This window comes from Wolbachia endosymbiont (group B) of Erebia ligea, assembly GCF_947179575.1.
GTDB classification, from domain to species: Bacteria; Pseudomonadota; Alphaproteobacteria; order Rickettsiales; family Anaplasmataceae; genus Wolbachia; species Wolbachia pipientis_C.
This window is the reverse complement of record NZ_CAMXBW010000002.1, coordinates 755,433-774,964: the sequence shown is the minus strand read 5'-3', so window position 1 is coordinate 774,964 and position 19,532 is coordinate 755,433. Positions and strand designations below refer to the sequence as shown.

16 protein-coding genes, 1 tRNA gene and 2 pseudogenes are annotated in these 19,532 nt (G+C 34.1%); 8 read left to right on the top strand and 11 right to left on the bottom strand.

Annotated features, from left to right (window positions below):
* Nucleotides 1-3: 3 nt before the first annotated feature.
* The 4 genes from OM962_RS04405 to OM962_RS04390 are packed head-to-tail and all read right to left on the bottom strand — an operon-like array spanning nt 4 to nt 2,742.
* Nucleotides 4-123: a hypothetical protein gene (locus OM962_RS04405; RefSeq protein ID WP_264330464.1), complete on the bottom strand. Its 120-nt coding sequence runs from the start codon at nt 121-123 to the stop codon at nt 4-6.
* Between the two features lie 47 nt (nt 124-170).
* Nucleotides 171-350: a transposase gene (locus OM962_RS04400; RefSeq protein ID WP_264330453.1), complete on the bottom strand. Its 180-nt coding sequence runs from the start codon at nt 348-350 to the stop codon at nt 171-173.
* The gene (locus OM962_RS04395) at nt 340-597 is read right to left on the bottom strand and encodes a hypothetical protein (RefSeq protein WP_264330940.1); all 258 of its coding nucleotides are present in this window, start codon (nt 595-597) and stop codon (nt 340-342) included. The genes OM962_RS04400 and OM962_RS04395 overlap by 11 nt, the downstream gene beginning before the upstream one ends.
* An 18-nt stretch (nt 598-615) precedes the next feature.
* Nucleotides 616-2,742, bottom strand: coding sequence for a ComEC/Rec2 family competence protein (locus OM962_RS04390; protein ID WP_264330939.1), 2,127 nt, complete (start codon nt 2,740-2,742; stop codon nt 616-618).
* Nucleotides 2,743-2,838: 96 nt separating this feature from the next.
* On the opposite strand from OM962_RS04390, the gene OM962_RS04385 reads away from it, so the two are divergent.
* Nucleotides 2,839-2,915 (top strand) — tRNA-Met (locus OM962_RS04385).
* A gap of 365 nt (nt 2,916-3,280) precedes the next feature.
* Complete coding sequence (locus tag OM962_RS04380; protein WP_264330938.1) at nt 3,281-3,961, top strand: hypothetical protein; 681 nt, start codon at nt 3,281-3,283, stop codon at nt 3,959-3,961.
* 25 nt (nt 3,962-3,986) lie between these two features.
* Here OM962_RS04380 and tmk read toward each other — a convergent pair whose 3' ends face one another.
* Nucleotides 3,987-4,580: a dTMP kinase gene (gene tmk / locus OM962_RS04375; protein WP_264330937.1), complete on the bottom strand. Its 594-nt coding sequence runs from the start codon at nt 4,578-4,580 to the stop codon at nt 3,987-3,989.
* A 102-nt stretch (nt 4,581-4,682) separates the two neighbouring features.
* Here tmk and OM962_RS04370 point away from each other — a divergent pair, with 102 nt between their 5' ends.
* From OM962_RS04370 to OM962_RS04360, 3 genes are all read left to right on the top strand, one after another.
* The gene (locus OM962_RS04370; protein ID WP_264330936.1) at nt 4,683-5,255 is read left to right on the top strand and encodes a thioredoxin family protein; all 573 of its coding nucleotides are present in this window, start codon (nt 4,683-4,685) and stop codon (nt 5,253-5,255) included.
* A gap of 5 nt (nt 5,256-5,260) precedes the next feature.
* Nucleotides 5,261-6,979, top strand: a complete 1,719-nt coding sequence (locus OM962_RS04365) for a monovalent cation:proton antiporter-2 (CPA2) family protein (RefSeq protein ID WP_264330935.1) — start codon at nt 5,261-5,263, stop codon at nt 6,977-6,979.
* Nucleotides 6,980-7,068: 89 nt separating this feature from the next.
* Entirely contained in the window at nt 7,069-8,229 is a 1,161-nt protein-coding gene (locus tag OM962_RS04360; RefSeq protein WP_264330934.1) for an aspartate kinase, read from the top strand.
* Between the two features lie 17 nt (nt 8,230-8,246).
* Here the strand turns inward: OM962_RS04360 and recF are convergent, their stop codons facing one another.
* Nucleotides 8,247-9,326 (bottom strand): DNA replication/repair protein RecF, encoded by a 1,080-nt coding sequence (gene recF / locus OM962_RS04355; protein WP_264330933.1) that lies wholly within the window; start codon nt 9,324-9,326, stop codon nt 8,247-8,249.
* An 8-nt stretch (nt 9,327-9,334) separates the two neighbouring features.
* Nucleotides 9,335-9,802, bottom strand: coding sequence for a thioredoxin-dependent thiol peroxidase (gene bcp / locus OM962_RS04350; RefSeq protein ID WP_006013317.1), 468 nt, complete (start codon nt 9,800-9,802; stop codon nt 9,335-9,337).
* Nucleotides 9,803-9,865: 63 nt separating this feature from the next.
* On the opposite strand from bcp, the gene gshB reads away from it, so the two are divergent.
* Entirely contained in the window at nt 9,866-10,792 is a 927-nt protein-coding gene (gshB, locus tag OM962_RS04345; RefSeq protein WP_264330932.1) for a glutathione synthase, read from the top strand.
* Here gshB and OM962_RS04340 read toward each other — a convergent pair.
* Nucleotides 10,777-11,799 carry a UDP-N-acetylglucosamine--N-acetylmuramyl-(pentapeptide) pyrophosphoryl-undecaprenol N-acetylglucosamine transferase gene (locus OM962_RS04340; protein ID WP_264331018.1) on the bottom strand — a complete coding sequence of 341 codons (1,023 nt, stop codon included), beginning with the start codon at nt 11,797-11,799 and terminating at the stop codon, nt 10,777-10,779. The genes gshB and OM962_RS04340 overlap by 16 nt on opposite strands.
* Nucleotides 11,800-11,872: 73 nt before the next feature.
* Between OM962_RS04340 and OM962_RS04335 the strand changes: the two genes are divergently transcribed.
* Nucleotides 11,873-12,208, top strand: a complete 336-nt coding sequence (locus OM962_RS04335) for a hypothetical protein (RefSeq protein ID WP_264330931.1) — start codon at nt 11,873-11,875, stop codon at nt 12,206-12,208.
* A 34-nt stretch (nt 12,209-12,242) separates the two neighbouring features.
* Entirely contained in the window at nt 12,243-13,475 is a 1,233-nt protein-coding gene (locus OM962_RS04330) for an IS256 family transposase (protein ID WP_264330447.1), read from the top strand.
* Between the two features lie 35 nt (nt 13,476-13,510).
* Here the strand turns inward: OM962_RS04330 and tnpC are convergent.
* The 3 genes and pseudogenes from tnpC to OM962_RS07785 all read right to left on the bottom strand — a co-directional run.
* A pseudogene (tnpC, locus tag OM962_RS04325) lies at nt 13,511-14,773 on the bottom strand (IS66 family transposase); the annotation flags it as partial.
* A 277-nt stretch (nt 14,774-15,050) separates the two neighbouring features.
* Nucleotides 15,051-16,247 (bottom strand): 5-aminolevulinate synthase, encoded by a 1,197-nt coding sequence (hemA, locus tag OM962_RS04320; protein WP_264331017.1) that lies wholly within the window; start codon nt 16,245-16,247, stop codon nt 15,051-15,053.
* A gap of 64 nt (nt 16,248-16,311) precedes the next feature.
* Nucleotides 16,312-19,515: pseudogene (locus OM962_RS07785) on the bottom strand (ankyrin repeat domain-containing protein).
* Between the last annotated feature and the right edge of the window lie 17 nt (nt 19,516-19,532).

Sequence of the window (19,532 nt, the reverse complement as noted above, 5' to 3'; positions counted from 1 at the left end):
TCCCTATCTTCTTGATTGCGCTCTTGATATAGTGTGACTTTTTTTTAAAGTAATTTTTAGCTGTTTTAGTCTATACCAAATTGAGTTTATTCCAAATCCAAGATTTTGTTTCATCTCTGCCAGAGTATGATCTGGATTCTTTGTAACATATTCTTCGAGTATTTTGGGGTCTATTTTTCGAATAAAGCTACCGTTTTAGATGGCTTGAGGCTTTCACCAGCAGCTTTCTTTTTTAACCAACGGTACAGAGTTGCTATTCCTATCTCCATAAGCTCTGCTACCTCAACCTTTGTCTTACCTTTTTCTATCATCAATACTGCCTTTTCCCTTAAATCCACACTATATGCCATTATAACTCAAATACTTTATTATACCTTTATCATTTACTTTAGGAAATACTATAGTTATTATTATTGCAGCTACATAAGCCAAAGAAAATTGAAGCCAAGTATTTACAGCCGCTATGGGCAGAGTGTTACTTACAGAATACTTTCTTGCTGCACGCCATAATCTAGGGAAAAAACCAATAGCATCATCTATTTTGGCAAAATTATGATCTACTTTAACACTTAAAGGATTTATTATATCTAAAGGCATAAACTTTCTAGCACCTAATTAATTATATACTAATAACACTTTTAAAACAAGTTTTTTTGGCTTATGCCAAGGACGATTAGAACGCACTTTACTAACCTTTATGCCACCATCTGTTAGCCAAACAGAGTGTGTGCCATATGCCTCTAAGTCAGCATACTTGATGGTTTTAGTATTGCAAGCTGGATAGTTGAATTTGCTTAGCTGAATTATTAGATTAACGTTATCACAACTTTCCATAATATCCTCTTTCTTATAAGCTAACAACACTGATCTATCATTCTCTTTGCTATATATGCAACTATACTTTAGCCTTTTGTTTGAGTTGTGGTATTTAGTGTGATTTACAATTTGATTCTGCCCATTTTGCTTTGCCCACGTTTTGACAACAAAATTCCTGTTTTTTCTAGTAAGAGAATATAGCAAATTGTCATCTTCTTTTACAGCAGCATTATCAGCACTAACTAGAATGTCAGGGGTTCTATACATAGCGCTAGAGAAAATACCCAGTACAATAAAGAAAATTCCAAAGAAACGCCAATTTCTTTCCCACAGGCATAGCCATAATAACCCAAGTGTTATGATAACAATTGATGAGGCAGGAAAAGTGTGAATAGGAATAACCAGATACTGAAGACTAGCAATCGCGTTTGTTATATATAGAACGCTGTCAATTGGGCGTTCTATGAGTAGCGTTATAATCCATTCAATGCCTAAAGGAATCAATAAAACATAGATTATTCCAAGTGGAATAATAATGAGTGTAACTATTGGTATAGCAATCAAATTTGTGATAATGCCACTGATTGAAAAATAGTTGAAATTACATATTGTGTACGGAACAGTTGCTAAGCTTGCTATTACTGAGCTGATCATTATCGACACAAAATATTTTATTATTTTTATTTTAAATAACTTATTGGCATTAATCTGATAACTGGCAACTAGTGCCAAAACAGCAGAAAATGACATTTGAAAACCTGGCTTTAAGATTGCTTCTGGCTCCACTATGAGTATCACCGAAGCAGCAAACGCAATTGCTATTAATCCTCGATATTTTCTCTCTATCATTATTGCAACAAGTACTAAAATTACCATAATATACGCGCGCTGAGCGGAAATTTGCATACCAGTGATCAATAGATAAAACGTGGTTGGCAAAATGGTAAGAAATGCAGATATTTTCTTGGTGTTATACTTAAGAGTCAAAGTTTCAGATATTGCAAATAAATTACGGAATACTATAAAAAATAGACCAGCAACAAACGATAAATGTAAACCAGATATAGCGAATAAATGTGCTATACCTGAATCTCGTATCGCATTCATAGTTTTTTGATCTATCCCGTCTTTTTTGCCAATTAATAATGCAGAGATTATGTCCGCGTGTGGCTTTTTGGTATTTTGCTGTAGGTTTTCATAGATATATTGACGGAAAGATTCTATATACTCTTGAAATTTTCTTGCTTCAGCCTTTTTGTACAGGACTATTTTGCTTGTTGCAAAGCCTGTTGCACTTATTTTCTGATAATATGCTATTCGTGCAAAGTCATATGCATACTCCGAAGGCACAATCTTTAGAGGGAAGAGTTTTGCTGATAATTTTACTTGATCGCCTATTTTTATGCCTTCTTCCACTTTAGTTCTAACTGATATTCTGATGTTATCTAGAGCTCTATACGGTGTCATTCCAGCGCGTAACGCTGGAATCCATATCTTTTTTTTCTGGATCCCAGTATCAAGTACTGGGATGACAGGAGAGGATTTTGAGGTAGTAGAGACAGAAAGCAGAAATTGTTTGTATGAGCCCCTGTTATTAATATCCTTCACTGTAGCAACAATATCTTTCACATACCTTTCCTTATCAAGAATGTGAGTATTAACTGAATCTGTTCTGAATTTGCTGGTTGTAAATCCTATGAGCACTGCAATTAAAGAAATGCATAATATTACGCACTTCCTGTATAATGTTGCAATCAGAATTAGTATAGGTGAAAGCAAGAGAAAAATAGATATAGTGAAAGCACAGCTTGGTTCAAAATTTAATGAGAAATAGGTTAAAATTCCTGCACACTGAAAAACAGGGAACCACAATATCAAGTTATATTTTTCATTGCACAGATTGTTATGTATATAATTTACTATCATGTTAAGAAAGGTTAATAGATATATAAATATATGTAATAGTGTGATTTTATTCTTTTATTTATTATTATTACGCATATAATAATAAATAAGCAACGACGCGGGATGGAGCAGCTCGGTAGCTCGTCAGGCTCATAACCTGAAGGTCGTAGGTTCAAATCCTACTCCCGCAACCATCTTGCAATTGTACAAACATCGCGATTTCTCTTAATTATAATAGCAATGATATTTCTGACTCAAAGCTTGTTTTTGACCTGTAGGCTCAATCGCAGCATTCAGTAAAAAACTTAAGGTATTTATTGGTGAATTACATTAAATTATAGTGGCTGCATGTCTTTTTTATTTTTTCTACATTTAGCCAAATCACGCTTGTTAGTACATTATCAATTTAAATTATTAAAACTCGCTATTCGGGACTTCTTTTGCCTTTTTTCTATTTGGTTGGATGATTTTATAAATTAATTAAAATATTCATAATATTGATTTCTTATCACAACAATGCTATTATTAAGCTAATATTACTTTTAGTGAGGTGTGAGCAATGGTTGATGTAGCTTTTATTGGTGTAAATACAGTTATTGATAACGGATACAGAAGAAAAATAAAACTCGTTATGTCAGGGTTATTTTTAGCTGTATCAGCAGCAACTGCTGTTTGGTTTATCTTTCCTGGATCGCAAAATGTACTTGCTCCTTTCTTGCTTCCAGTTATATTCCTTCTTTTGACCCTATCTATGGGATATTATACGTTTCTTTTTGGTTGTGAGAAAAAGTCTGTAGTAGAGAATGTTCTTGGTATGGTTGAACCTGCTGAATCAGTTAAGAGGGTGCGTTGCCAAGACGAGATCGAATATTTGCTAGCAGAAACAAGAGATATTACAAAAAGTAAGTTTTGTAACGTACTGATTAATCTTTGTTTTGAGGATCGTAGCAAAGCGCACAAACTTGCTTTATATGTAAGAGACATTGATAGCGTTGCATCCTTGATAAAAGACGAGGATCTGTTAAATCACTTTGATCAATTTTTTACCATAACTGAAGCAAGCAATAAGAATAGTAGAAATGAGCTAATTAATCGCGCAAGAATATATAGAACAATAAGTGAAAAACCTAAAAATGAAATACAAAGTTTTTTAGATAATCAAAAAGAGAGTCTTTCATATGAAATAATGTCACCTAAAATTGACAATTTTTTGCTACAGGCTAGTATGGTGACTGTTTAAACTAGCAAAAGTTCAATGCGTGTAGCTAAGTTTTTGCAATATCAATAATTTCATTTTGTACGTGATTATCACTTTTTGTTTCAATTTTAGTAATAACACTGCACCTGTTGGGTTCTTTTTTAGCTATTTCTTGAAATCCTTCTCGAACTTTATTATAAAAATCAACGTTCATCTCTTCATATTTATTTTTGTCTTTTGCTCTGCTGAGTCCAACTTGAACATCAATATCTAAAATAAATGTGATATCTGGATATTTAATTTCCACTAATTTGTGTAAGTCTCTTATTAGACTCAAGTCAACACCTAGTCCATACCCTTGATACGCAATAGTTGAGTCAATAAACCGATCACAAATCACTATTTTCCCTTCTAAAAGAGCTGGCAATATTAATTTTTTCATATGTTCGTGCCTCATCGAGATAAGCAGCAAGAGTTCAGAAATAGGATCAATATTATCCTTAAGTAGTAATCCTCTTATTTTTTCTGCAAAATCAGTACCACCTGGTTCTCTAGTCAATACGACATTATTTTCACCGTGAATTTGCTTGAAATAATTTGCAAGTAACTCAGACTGTGTTGTTTTACCAGAACCATCTATTCCTTCAAAGGTTATGAACATAAATTTTATAATTACAATGCTAAATGCAAACAGTTTACATAGAAACCATTTGACATTTAAGCAATAAGATCATAAATTATGGTATACAATTCTCTATGAGCTATGGTTACGCTAGACACTCCTAAGATAAATTTAGACTTTACTGCAAAGAATTTCAATCTCCTGGGAGTGGATAACAAATATTATACATTAAGTGACTGCTATGGGGAAAATGGTCTCATTGTAATGTTTATATGCAATCACTGTCCTTACGTTCAATCAATTATTAGCAATCTAGTAAGCGATGTTAATTTGTTAAAAAAAGATTATCAGGTAAACACCGTTGCAATCATGCCAAATGATGTAAATGAGTACCCAGAAGACTCCTTTGAAAACATGATTAATTTTGCCAAGGAAAATAAGTTTACATTTCCATATTTGATTGACAATAACCAAGAAGTAGCTAAAGAGTATGGTGCTGTTTGTACCCCTGATTTTTTTGGCTTTAATTCCAAACTAGCCCTCTGCTATCGCGGGCGTTTTAACAACACAAAAAAAGAGAAAGTTCAAAATTACGAAGTAGGAAGTAGTGATTTATTTCAAGCCATGAAATTTATTGCAGAAACTAGCAATCCTCCAGTTGACCAAAAATCAAGCATTGGTTGTTCAATAAAATGGTCTAATTCTACAGGTTGAATATTATGCACAGCGGCTCTCAGCATTTGTTTGATATTATAATTTTACTCTCTGCTGCTGTGTTTATAGTCATAGCGTTTTGGAAAATGAATATTAGCCCAGTACTTGGTTACTTTGTTGCAGGTGCGTTGATTGGTTCTCATGGGTTTAATCTGATAAATTCAGTTGAAGTAATGGATAACTTTGCAGAGTTTGGCGTAGTTTTCCTATTGTTCATTATAGGTCTTGAATTGACATTTGAACGCCTTATCGCTATGCGTAGGCATGTGTTTGGGTTTGGTTCCCTTCAAGTTATAGTTACCATGATAGCAATATGGTGCATTGCTCTTGCCTTTGGAGTAAATACAAACATGGCAGCAGTTATCGGTGGTGGACTTGCACTATCCTCAACAGCAATAGTGTTGCAGGTTCTGCAAGAAAAGGGTTCTCAAGCAAGCCAAGTTGGTAGATTGTCAATAGCAGTGCTACTAATGCAGGACTTTGCAGTGGTACCTCTAATAGTACTAGTGCCTCTGCTTACTGGCAATTCTGAACACAGCTTAATAAGCTCGTTGGCAGGCTCATTAGTGCAAGCAGCTATTGCATTGGTGTTGATATTTGTAACTGGTAGGTTATTACTGAGGCCATTGTTTTCGGTTATTGCCAAAATGGAGAGTAATGAGATCTTTATATCAACAACACTTCTGATAATATTAGGATCAGCATTTATTACTGAACAATTTCATTTATCAATGGCATTAGGCGCATTTGTTGCTGGGTTACTAGTTGCAGAAACAGAACACAGGAATTCGGTAGAGCATGCAGTATTGCCATTTAAAGACTTATTTCTTGGTTTATTCTTTATGACTGTTGGCATGTCTATTGATATTGACCTTTTACTCAATAAGTTACCACTCGTTACTTTATTATCAATTATCCTTATCGTTTTAAAGACGTCCGTTATATATACATTGTGTAGATTTTTTGGATTTAGAAGTGCACCTGCAATACAAGCTGGATTACTGCTTGCACAAGGCGGTGAATTTGCATTTATTTTATTCCGTTTAGCAGATGAATTAGATGTACTATCAAGTGAAATCGCTCAAGTGCTTATGATGGTAACTACAGTAACTATGGCTTTTACTCCTCTTTTATCGGGAATAGGAGACTGGATAGCAAATTCATTTAGCACTGAAAAAATAATACTAGACGATGAAGCAATCGAAACAGACACACAAGATCTTTATAACCACGTAATAGTTGCCGGGTTTGGTAGAGTGGGATATATGGTAACGAAAATGCTTACTGCAGAGCATTTAAGTTATGTTGTTGTAGATATTCAATCAAAAATAGTGAAAGAAGGAAAAAATGACAGTTTCCCTATATATCTTGGAGATGCTACAAGATATGAAATTTTAAAATCAGTAGGAATAGAAAGAGCTCAAGCTCTTGTGGTTTCAATAAAGAACGAAGTCACTATAAAGAAAATAGTTTCTCTAGTTGCAACAAACTTCCCGCATGTAAATATTATAATACGTTTACCAGATTTGAATAATGTGGAGGTTTATAAAGATCTAGGGGCTAGTAAAGTTATTCCCGAAACGTCTGAAATTGGATTGCAGCTAGGTGGAGCAGCATTAAGTTTAAGTGGTATTAGCGAAAGCGGAGTTACATCTTTAAAAGGTAAATTCAGAAAAGGCAACTACAGTATGTTAAAAGACCTTGGTAGTGATAAAGATGAATAATCCTCTATCACTTTAATTAGTGACCAGAAAAACACATTTAATTAAGCAACTATACTCTCTAGAAAGGTGAAATTGACCTTATTGTAACTATGAACAAAATAATAATAAAAAAATTTGGTGGTACTTCGCTAACTGACTTAAATCGAGTTGCAAATCTAATAAAAAACGATATTGAAAAAGGTTATAATGTAATTGCTGTTGTATCTGCTGCTGCAGGATTCACTGACCAAATGGCTTTTCAAGCCAGGCAAATTTCAAATTTAAATTGTAGACAAGAGTTATCAGAGTATGATGTCCTGCTTTCAGCAGGAGAACAAATCTCTTGCGGGTTATTAGCTATCACTCTTCTGTCTGTTGGAGTTAATGCTAAATCATGGCTCGCCTGGCAGTTACCAATTCTAACGGATAATTTTTATTCTGAGTCTAAAATAAAAAAGATAAAAATTGACCATGTAAAAAGATCTTTTGCTGAGGGTTATACTGCTGCAATCATTGCTGGTTTTCAGGGTATATACGATGATAGAATCACTACTTTTGGTAGAGGAGGATCTGACATCTCAGCAATTGCCTTTGCTGTAGTCTTTGGTATTAGGACTTGTGAAATTTTTACTGATATTGACGGAATATATACAGCAGACCCAAAAATTGTTCCAAGGGCACGCAAGCTTAAATCTATCTCTTACAATGAAATATTGGAGATGTCGTCATCTGGTGCTAAAATATTGCATAATCGTTCAGTACAACTTGCAATGAAGCATAATATTAAGGTGCAAGTGTTATCCACTTTTGAGGAAGTAGAAGGCACTACAGTACTACACGAAAAAGATGTACTGGAAAGATACTTAATTACTGGAATAACTTATAGCACTCACGAAGCTCTTGTAACTTTTACTAACTTTGCAAATACTCTGGATACTTTAAGAGATATAGCAGGAGCAAACGTTAAAGTTGACATGATACATGGGTCAAGCTTTTTGATTTCTAAATTTGATGTTGATTTAATGACAAAGTTATTGAACAAAAATGAAAATTATGTCGTAAACAATAATATAGCTAAAATTTCAATAATTGGTATTGGTATTATGTCTAACACTGAAGTGATGTACCGCACACTCAAGGTTTTAAGCGAAAAAAAGATAGAAATACTTGCTGTCACAATGTCCGAAATCAAGATCAGTATAGTTGTTCAAAAAAAACACGCTGAGGCTTTAATTAGAGATTTACATACCGAATATGAGCTTGATGTATGAGACAGCACGCTTGAAATTTATTTACTTGATAATTCAACAAACTTGAAAGAGCAAAGATAGTTATTGAAATTATCTTGATTTACATCGGTTATCCAAGTTTGACATTGAATGCTTAACACCTCCTCCATTAACACCTTTCTGTAATCTTTATCCAGATGCGACATTATATCGTCAAGCAGAAGAAGAGGTGCTTTATTGTAGTAAATACACCTTGCTTTTACACTGGATAAGATGATAGAAAGCAGTAATAGCTTTTGCTCTCCAGTAGAACAAAGATTTATTGGCATGTCCCCTTTTTGGCAAAAAACCCGAAAATTATCATTATGTACAGAAAAGGTTACTCTACCAGTTAATGAGTCTTTTTCTCTGTTTTCCTTTAGACGATTCTGAAAATATTCTGCAGTATCGTTCAAAGTTAGCTGACTGCTAAATTTCAAACTTGCCTTTGGAAAAAACTCACAAGAATGGTTATCAATTGTGCCCTGTAGTATTTTTAAAACAGACAAACGCATACGTAAAATATCAACTGCATTGGTAGCCATGACATTTTCAAGGCTAGAGAGCCAATTTCCGTCTAAAATATTCTCTCTAAGCAGTTTACTTCTCTCATGTTTAGCTTTCCTGTATTTCATATAGCAATAAGTGTAATTTTCTTCAAACAGTGAGACGATACGGTCTAAAAATTTTAATCTGTCGCTCGGAGAATTAAGAAGAATATAGTCCATTTGTGGAATGAGCCATATTACATTGGATATTCTATACAGAGATGAATAACTTGATTGTGTTTTTCCATCAATTTGTATTAGTTTATTATTAAGATTCTTTCCTATACCAATTGAGTTAAAGTATGTTCCATTAAAAAAGTCATAATGCACTGCCCAATCTTCATTACTGAGTCTATTTTGCATCTCACTAATTTTTACTTTTTTCATGCCATTACTTTTAGCAAGCAATGAGATTGCTTCAAGTATATTAGTTTTACCAATACCATTTTGACCAGTTATTACAACCGATCTATCGTCTAAATCCAGTTCGAAATTTGAATGACTACGGAAATTATGTAATTTCAATTTTTTTATATAGCAATGGGTAGCCATTCTTTAATTTATATTCTGCTTACTTCCTCTAAAACCTCATCAACATGTCCACTCACTTTTACATTTTTCCAAATCTTCACTACTTTGCCTTTTTTATCTATTAAAAAAGTAGTACGCTCTACTCCCATATACTTTTTGCCAAACATACTTTTCTCTACCCAAACACCATACTTTTCCAACATTTCAGCATTTTCATCAGAAACTAAAGAAAATGGCAGAGAATATTTTGCTTTGAAGTTAGCGTGGCACTTAACGCTATCTTTTGATACACCAATTATCACTGTGTCAAGAGAAGAAAAATTTTCTATATTGTCTCTAAAGCCTTTTGCCTCCATTGTGCAGCCCGGAGTATCGTCTTTAGGATAAAAATAAAGAACTACATTTTTTTTATTAAAAAATTCACTCAGTGATAAAATCTCACCAGAATCTGTTGGCAAGCTAAAATCAGGTGCATTATTTCCTATTGTTAATTCCATACTTTGCTCCATTATTAACACTTTTATGGTACTATATTATATTGTAATAGGAAGGGAGGATAAATGAAAGTAGCTTTTCAGATGGATGAAAGTATAAATTTTGAAGCTGATACTACATTTTCATTAATAAAAGAAGCGCAAAGAAGAAGGTACGAAATTTTTGTTTATGTACCTAATAATTTAGCACTCAAGTTAAATCAGCCAATTGCCCTTTCTCAGAAAGTCAGCGTTGATGATTGTAGCTTCATTTCAAAAGAGGATGTAGTAATCAACCTAAATGAAATGGATATCATATTTATCAGACAGAATCCACCATTTGATATGCGGTACATTACAACAACCTATATCTTAGAAAAGACTACTGCGTTAGTAATAAATAATCCAACAGAAATAAGAAACTGTCCTGAAAAATTAATTACTTCACTATTTCCAGAGCTAATTCCTCCAACTTTGATCACTGAAAATATATCGATGATTAGAAATTTTTGTCACGACTATCAAGATATCATCTTGAAACCACTATATAGCTATGGAGGAAATGACGTAATAAGAATACAAGACCAAAATAGCATTCAAGTGGTAGTCGATCTCATGATTGCAAAATATGAATGTCCTGTAATTGCACAAGCATTTTGTAAAAAGATAAATACAGATAAAAGAATACTGCTACTGGATGGAAAGCCAATAGGAGTAATGAAGCGAGTTCCAAAATCTAGCGGAGAAATCAGAACAAATTTGAGACTCGGAGCAAGTTTTGAGCCTACCCAAATGAATGATAGAGACAACGAAATATGTAATAAAATTGGTCCTGAGCTAAAGAAAAGAGGGCTAATATTCGTTGGCATTGATATTATAGATAACTTCCTTCTTGAAATTAACACAACTTCGCCTACGGGAGTAGTTTATATCAATAAGTTGTATAGTAAATCACTAGAAAAAGAACTATGGAATGCATTTGAAGAAAAAGCAATTCGTCAACTAAGTTCTTGAGCTATTGCCTTAATAAATTCAGTAACTCCATTCCTTATTCTTGTTTTCTTAGTATTATTAGCCATATCACGCAATTTTTGACAATTTTGCAATAAATCAACTAGCAACTCTCCTAGATTCTTTTTCGCGTTACTATTTTGCTCAAACATTACAGCTGCTCCCGAATCTTCAATATGTTTTGCATTATAAAATTGATGGTTATCTTTTGAGTGAGGATAAGGAATATATACAGCAGGACGCTCAGCAAGAGTAATCTCTGCTATTGAAGTTGCCCCCGCTCTGCTAATTACCAAATGAGCATTGGCCAGTTTATTTTCCATATCATCGAAAAACTCACTTAACTCACAATCAATTCCTTCACTTTTGTATAGACTCTTGACCTTGTTTATATTTTTCTTCGTACATTGCTGCGTTACTCTAATCCTCTCTTTTACTTCAACAGGTAGATCACAAATTACGCTGCTCACTACATCATCAAAAAAATTTGCACCCTGACTGCCTGCTATTATTAACACGTTTAAAACTGTTTCAGCTCTAGAATAGCCTTGTGCTTCTATACCGACAAAATTTCCTGTAAAAACGCATTTACTACCTTCTGCATACTTAGTCTCTGGAAAGCTAGTTGCAATTAATTTTGCACTCTTGAAAAAGAATCTATTTACTCTCCCTAAAACTATATTTTGTTCATGTAAAATTATAGGTATAGAAAAAATCTTTGCTGCAAAAAGAGTTGGAAAAGAAGCGTAGCTACCAAAACCAATGATTAGCTTTGGTTTTAATTTTCTTGTTTGATACAGTGCTAATACACAACTATACATTAACAAAAAGAGAAACTTCAATTTGTTGCCACTTGGCTTGCACAATGGTAAAATATAACTTTCTATATTGATGGTTTTTTGATCAGTGAATAATATACAATTGTGCCCTTGTACCTTTAGTGCTTTTGCTAAGGTTATAGCTGGAAAAACATGCCCACCTGTACCGCCTGTTGCTAGAATAATATCCATCTGTAAATAGCAATTTGATAATAGATTATTAATCATTTTTTAATAATCTGCATGTTAAATTTTATTAAGCTTTATGATAGTTGAGTTAAAAATGCCTGAAAGCAGCAACAGTAAAAATGTGAAAAACAAGCCTCAAGAGCAAAGAGAAGGCGGAAGCGGAGGTTTTATAGGATTGTTAAAAAGCATAACAAAAGCTCTTTTTAACTCAGTTGTTGATCTACCTCAGCAAGAACAACTCAATAAAAATATTGATAGACAACAAGGTTTAGAAAGTAAAAGAAAAAGCCCAGAGGATCTTAATCAGGAAAAAAAGCTTGAAGTGAAAGAAGCCGCTGAAGGGTTAAAAGAAAAGTTAGAAAAATCTGATATTGGGGGAACGTTCAAAAAAGTGTGTCAAACCGAGAAGTAAAGTAATAAATTGATATAAAAAATGGAGGTTTGATATGAGTCAAGCAAATAGAACTAATGGGTTGGTAGATTATAAAGAATTAGAAACAAATATCCTGTCATCTATACGAGAAGGAAAACCATTGACAGGAAAAGATGGAGCATTAACACCGTTTATAAAAAGGTTGCTAGAGGCAAGTCTGGAAGGTGAAATAGAAAACCACATGTCAGCTAAAAGTGAAGAAAATAACCGAAGAAATGGGAGAAACGCAAAAACTTTACGCACGAGTGGAGGCTCATTTGAGCTGCTAACACCAAGAGATAGGGAGGGAAGTTTTGAACCACAAATAGTTAGAAAAAGGCAAACAAGCCTACATCCAGAACTTGAAGCAAAGGTATTAAGTACATACGCCAGTGGCATGGGATACAGAGACATAGCTTCACACGTTGAGGAAATATATGACCACAAAATATCAGCAGCAGAGATATCCAGTATTACTGATAAACTGCTACCAATAATCAATGAATGGCGCAGCCGTCCACTGCAATCAGTATATCCAATAGTGTTCATGGATGGCATGTTTTTTAAGGTTAAGGAGGATGGACATTGTGTAAGCAAGTGTATGTATAACATATTAGGCATAGATCAAAATGGCAGAAAAGAAGTATTAGGTTTTTATTTGGCTGAAAGTGAGGGAGCTAATTTCTGGTTGGGAGTGCTAAATGACCTCAAAGAAAGAGGAGTAGAAGATATTCTAATTGCCTGCATTGATGGGCTAAAAAGCTTTTCTACAGCTATAAATAGTATATTTCCTAAAGCAGAAGTACAACTATGTATAGTGCATCAGATAAGGAATTCACTGAAATATGTATCTAGCAAAGATGTAAAAGTTTTCATGAATGATTTGAAAAAAATATATCGTGCTTCAAGTAAAGAAATTGCCGAAAATTATTTGCTTGAACTGGAGGAAAAATGGGGCGAAAAGTATCCATTAGTCATAAAATCTTGGCAGAATAATTGGGAAAATTTGTCCAGTTATTTTAAGTATTCAGGTCCTGTTAGGAGGCTAATTTATACCACTAATCCTATTGAGGGACTGCACAGACAGATTAGAAAATTTACTAAAACCAAAGGCTCATTTACTAATACAAATGCCTTGTATAAACAGGTATATTGTGCTATAAAAAAAGTAGAGCAAAAATGGGCTATGGCTTTACCTAATTGGGCTTTAACTATATCTCAACTTGATATCTTTTTTCCTGATAGATTAAAAATTGAGTTGAATTAAAAATACGGTTTGACACACTTTTTTGAACGTTCCCTATTCCCTCGCTCTGACTGTGCAAAATATGAATTCTTACGATAGACAACATAATGCCGTATCTGTCGCTCAACATGGTTATTCGTTAATGGAATATTCTCTGGGTCATCCAAAAATGTCCACATCATTGACTCGGATTTTATAATACCCTTTACCGTTCGTGAAGCTCCTTTTGCTTCAAGTATATAAGATATTTTTATCATGCAGTACTGTATGTATCTTCGTAATTCTTTAGCTTGCTTAGTGAACTTTGAAATACTAATTTCATTTTCTGACAAAGCGTTTTTTAATACAAACAATCCATTAGCTGCGTCTTTTAAACAATGGCCAAGTCTCATTACTTCACTATTCCAACTATGAGATAACCTCTCGAAATTTCTCAATAAGTGAGCCCAACAAATTTGTCGTTTTTCATCACTGAAGTGGTTGTAAACTGCATATCTGTCAGTAATTACCAGGTTTTTGTAATCACAAAATGCACTATTCTTTAAAAATTTCATTCCTCTTGTATCTGCTAACTTCATAAGACTTGCTTTATTGTTGGCAAACATCCAGCACCATCCCAATTTGCCTTTGTTGTAGTGACTGGTTTCATCAATATGCAAAATTTCGCTTGCTTTTATTTCTTCCTCTATTTGTTCATAGGCTTCTTTACATTTTGACGAAACCCTTGCTTCACTATTGGACACACTACCAACACTTATACTCATGTTAAAGATGTCTTTCATAATATTCGCTATTTCTCGCTTTGAATTCTTATAAAACCCACTTAGTGATGCAACTACTGACTTAACTCTAGGACCAAAGGTATCCGGTGTAACTCCTTCTGGTAATTTGCTACTCCTTCTTTTTCCGCATTTACGACAGCGACCATGTTCTAATTGATACTCAACTACGTAAGGCTTAATTTCTGGTAAATCAACTTTTTGATAGACATATGGTTTTTCCGATATTGCGATTTCTTCACCACACTCGCATCTATTTGGTAACTCTACCTTCACCACCTCATCTGCTTCCATTTTAGCTCGGCAATTCCCCTTATGTCCAACTTGACCACCTATCTTCCTGCCGCCCTCTGACTTATCTTCTGGTGTGTCTTTTTTTATTTTGTACAGCTCTTTTGAACTTGGTAAAGATGAATTCCTTGAGTTTAAGCCGAGTCTCTCTCTTAGTTCAGCATTCTCTATTTCTAAGATTTTATTTTTTTCTTCAAGCTTTGCTACTTTCTGCTCTAAGTTTTTACATAACTCTACAATACTGATCAACAATTGAAGCATCTAGCCTTACTTTACTATCAACATTTTGTGTTATTACTACTTTAATATATTATGTCAATTGTTTTTTATTCTTGCCACACCTCTGAACGGATACGATTGTTTAGACTGGATCCTATGGTCAAGCCATAGGATGACAAAAGAGTAAACTTTACCTGTGTGAGCTATAGATCCCAGTGTTAGCTACTTTCATGATAAGAAATAAAGCACTGATTTTGTACATTAACCATGCTTTTAAATAGATACCTTATTCTTGGCAACTTTAAACTCAACAACAGACACAAACAGACAATTTCTCAAAAACTTTTACAAGAGATTTTGTTAAATGCTCTATCATTTCATTTGTATGGTAAGGCGTAGGAGTAATACGGAAGCGCTCAGTCCCCTTTGAAACTGTTGGGTAATTTATATGTTGTACATATATTCCATACTCATCAAATAACAATTTTGATGCTTTTTTGGACAACTCAGGATCGCCAATTATGATTGGAATTATATGAGTTTCTGTTTGCATAAAATTCACTCCTGCGTTTCTCAGTGAGTCTTTTACCTTTTCAACAGACTGCTTTTGCTTCTCTCTTTCAACATTGCTCGATTTTAAATGCTCAACGCTTGCCTTTGCTGCTGCTGCTAAAACGGGTGACATAGCAGTAGTAAAAATAAATCCTGGGGCTGAACTTCTTATTACATCCACCAAGCTCTTTGAAGACGCTATATATCCACCCATCACTCCAAAAGCCTTTGATAATGTACCCTGAATAACAGTTATTCTATCCATCAAACCTTCTCTTTCTGCAATTCCGCCACCGCGCGGTCCATACATGCCAACTGCGTGTACCTCATCCAAATAGGTAATTGCATTATACTGATCTGCTAGATCACATATCGCTTCAAGCGGTGCTAAATCACCATCCATTGAGTATACAGATTCAAGCGCTATTATTTTCGGTGTTTTTATATCTATAGATCTTAGCAATTGCTCTAAGTGATCAGTGTCATTATGCCTAAATATGTGCTTCGGTCTTTTGCCTGACTTTATACCTTCTATCATTGAAGAGTGATTTTTCTCATCTGAAAAAATTACCACACCCGGAATAACAGACGATAAAGTACTAAGTGTAGTTTGGTTGGCAAGATAGCCACAAGCAAAAGTTAAAGCAGCTTCTTTTTGATGCAAGTCAGCCAAAGACTTCTCGAGCTCAACAACTTCCTTTGTTGTACCTGATATATTTCTTGTTCCTCCAGCACCAACAGATGAATTTTGAATAGCAGCAATGACACTATCGTTTTGTGACATTCCCAGATAATTATTACTGCACCAGACAATAACCTCTCTATTTCTTTCATAATCCATAATATAGGGAAGTTTGCCAGGTAATGACGCAAAATGCGTGAATTCACGATAGCGCCCTTCTTCTTTTATATCTTTGATTTTATTTAAGAATATTTTTTCGTAGTCTACCAAGTTTTTATCTATTAACAATCAATATAATTATAATAAATTATTAAATGATAGACTACTATATTTATTACTTAGACTGACATTCTTCTGTCTGCATAACCTTTTTGACCTGATTATCCTCAACTAAGCTTTTAGGCCTATAGCAGTACGTAATTGTAGCTGCAATAAGACAACAAACTGCAACTGCTATTCCTATTGCTAACATTTCCAAGTAAACTGCAACAGCTGCTCCTAAGGCAATACCAGTTATTGCAAGCGCAGAAGCAGCTACGACATACTTTTTTGTGTTTTGTGAATTTTTTTTGAGGCCACTTTTGCTGCTTTGCTCATTAATTCTTGGCAATTCTGTTTTTGGCTGTCCATTTCCGTTAGCAACTTGTTCTACATGTCCAGTAGGTTGATTAACGTTAACACCATTATTAACATCTTCAATTGCAATCGAAAGAAATTCATCTTCATCATCACTTGTTAATTCTATTCTTGAAGTACAAGGAACAGGATTACTAGAAACATTACCATTAGCTGTTGCTTCAGCTTCCACTGTGTCAATTACAGATATTCTTGTTTCATGACCTTCTTCACTAATTTTTTCAAATGGAGAATTACTATTAGAGTCTGAGGAAGTTCCGGCAGAGCAATCACTTTTATTACCTTTAAGTTTAGAAAAATCATCATCTTCAGAACTCGACGATGCTAAATTTGATTTACTTCCTTCAAGCTCCAATACAGGGACTTCTTGTCTACTTACAGTAGTTTCTACATCATTGCTCATTGATAATATGGCAATATTATCGAGTTCTTTTTTAAGCAACTCTTTAATTTTTTTGAGCTTTTTTCTAAATGCTGTACTTTGTTGCTTAACTCTCGTCTCATTAGCTTTCTTGAAAGCTTCATTCATGATAGGTGCTACATTATTGCCCTCTTGCTTTGCCTGCTCTACTAAAGACCTTACTTTTTTACAATCAAAACTAGAGATAGCATCAAACAACATTTCCCTTACAGTTTTTATATTTTGATCACTACTATGCATTTTACCCCTCCTATAATTATTATTATCTATAGTTTCTTCTATTGAAACCTTTTTATTATTCATAATATCTTCTTCTTTATTAACAATACTCCTTTGTGGCTGTTGATTATCAATATTTTTGGATTCTGGATCTTTTTTAATATTTAAATGCAAAGGTGTTCTATCATCTAAACCTTCAAGAAATTTTGTGATTTTTGATTCACTAGAAGATTTTTCCCTGTTTTCTTCCCTTACCAAATATAAACTTTTCGTTCCTACCAGATCTAAAGCTGTTTTGCCATCTCTATCTTTAATGTTCCAATCAGCTCCCTTGTTTACAAGTAATTTTACTATTTCAAATTTATCATGGTAAGCAGCCCAATGTAAAGCTGTTCTGCCATGCCTCTCATCTTGAACATCAACATTAGCACCATTTTTAATAAGTAAGCCAATTAATTCTAAATTATTACGTGCCACAGCCCAATGCAAAGGTGCATGCCCTGAATTGTCTATACTATTAATATCAGCAATTTTATGATTAATAATAGTCTTTGCTACATCTATAAAATCTTGTTGTATAGCATAGTGCAAAAATTTTTCTGACATATCAGAAACTCTAGACCTGGCTTCAGTATCTTTAAATTTATCTAATACCGCTTTCACGCATTCTTGATTACGAATAGACAACGCCCTTCAAAGTTTTTCACATATGCTATGCCAAGGTAGAATAGTACTTCGATTTTTTTCCAAATCTTCTAATAAAAGCTTAGTATAGCGCTGTCCACCAACACCAATAAGTAGCCTATCGAGCCCTTCATCTTGCGTAAATAATATACTTTTATGCGTTTCTGCATACCTTTCCACAAGTGTGTCATCAGCTGCAATGGCTAGTAGTGAAAGCTCTTTTACTGAATAATTATAATAACCATTTGTTTCATCATAGCTATTATTCAACAGCACATTGTGCATATGATCAGTCAAATTAAGCTGTTGAGAGCAAAAATCCTTCAAATTACCACAATTCAAATCAGTAATAAATTTATCGCTTTCCTCTATATTATTTATAGTTTTATCTAAACCTGTGTAATCACCATAATTTTTTGCTTTATTTATAACGTCTATTAATCCATCAAAGGTTAAATTTTTAGGGATAATGGTAAATTCTTCTTCATTATGCCTTGGTTCTATATTAACCTGATCTTGAGGCCAAAATAACTCTGTTGCTACAACTGCTGTCACTTCTGCAACACCTACCAATACATTCGCAACATTACCTAAAATGCCTGGATCAGTAACTACTTTGTTTGCTACTTCACTACTATCAGATGAACTCTCAGTAATAGACAAGTCTTCAGCAGCAAATGACTTAGGTCCTTCATTCATATTTTTCTCAAGAGTCTCTGTAATTCTATTATCCTCATCTTCGAAATGCCTATTTATTTCATCTAACAAACTTTTGCCATCAGCTTTGTAATTCTCTAATTGTTCAGGAATGGCAAGTGTTACTTTGCCGTTTTCATACTCTACCTTACTATCTCGAAACTTAAGGGTGAACTCTAAAATAGCATCAACCCTGCATATTTCCTTATTCGTATCAAGTTCTCTAACAGGCATACTTGGACAATACTGAATATTGAGAGAACCTTGGCTATTATATACAATACTTATCTTTCTATCGTTGGCATGAGGCAAGCTTAGTTTATGCTTAGAGAATATAGGGGAAAGCTGCATTAACAAAGAGCCATCATACCCAGCCTGATTGCAACTAGTAATTAATTCTTCTAATAGATTATCATTTGGAATTTCTGCTTTAGCATGTTCAAACATTTTTGTAAAAACATGTTTTGCGATTTGGCGTTGGTCATTTTGATTACATTTATCACGAAGCTGGCTAACAAAATTCTTGTCTATAACTTGACCATTAATTACAAAATCCATCCTGGGTAGGTCTTTGTAAGCTTGCTTGCCAGAATTTGCATCCCTATTATTCTCACTTGCCTTTACTTGACTTAGCAGAGATTTTGTTAGTTGAAACTGTAACGTAATTGGTACACTAGGTTCAACATCAGAATCCCTCACATCAGCTTCTTCTTGACTCTCATTACTTGAATCTCCAGAGTAGCGACGCTCCTTAATTTCTTCTCGCCCTAAAATTTCAAACTCCTCTTCAGTGCCTGAATCTCCAGAATGGCGACGCTCCCTTTCTTCTGCAGTATCTACTGCTGGCGGCATGAGCCCACCAAGTAAATTCCAACCACCCATGATTTACCCCCTAACTA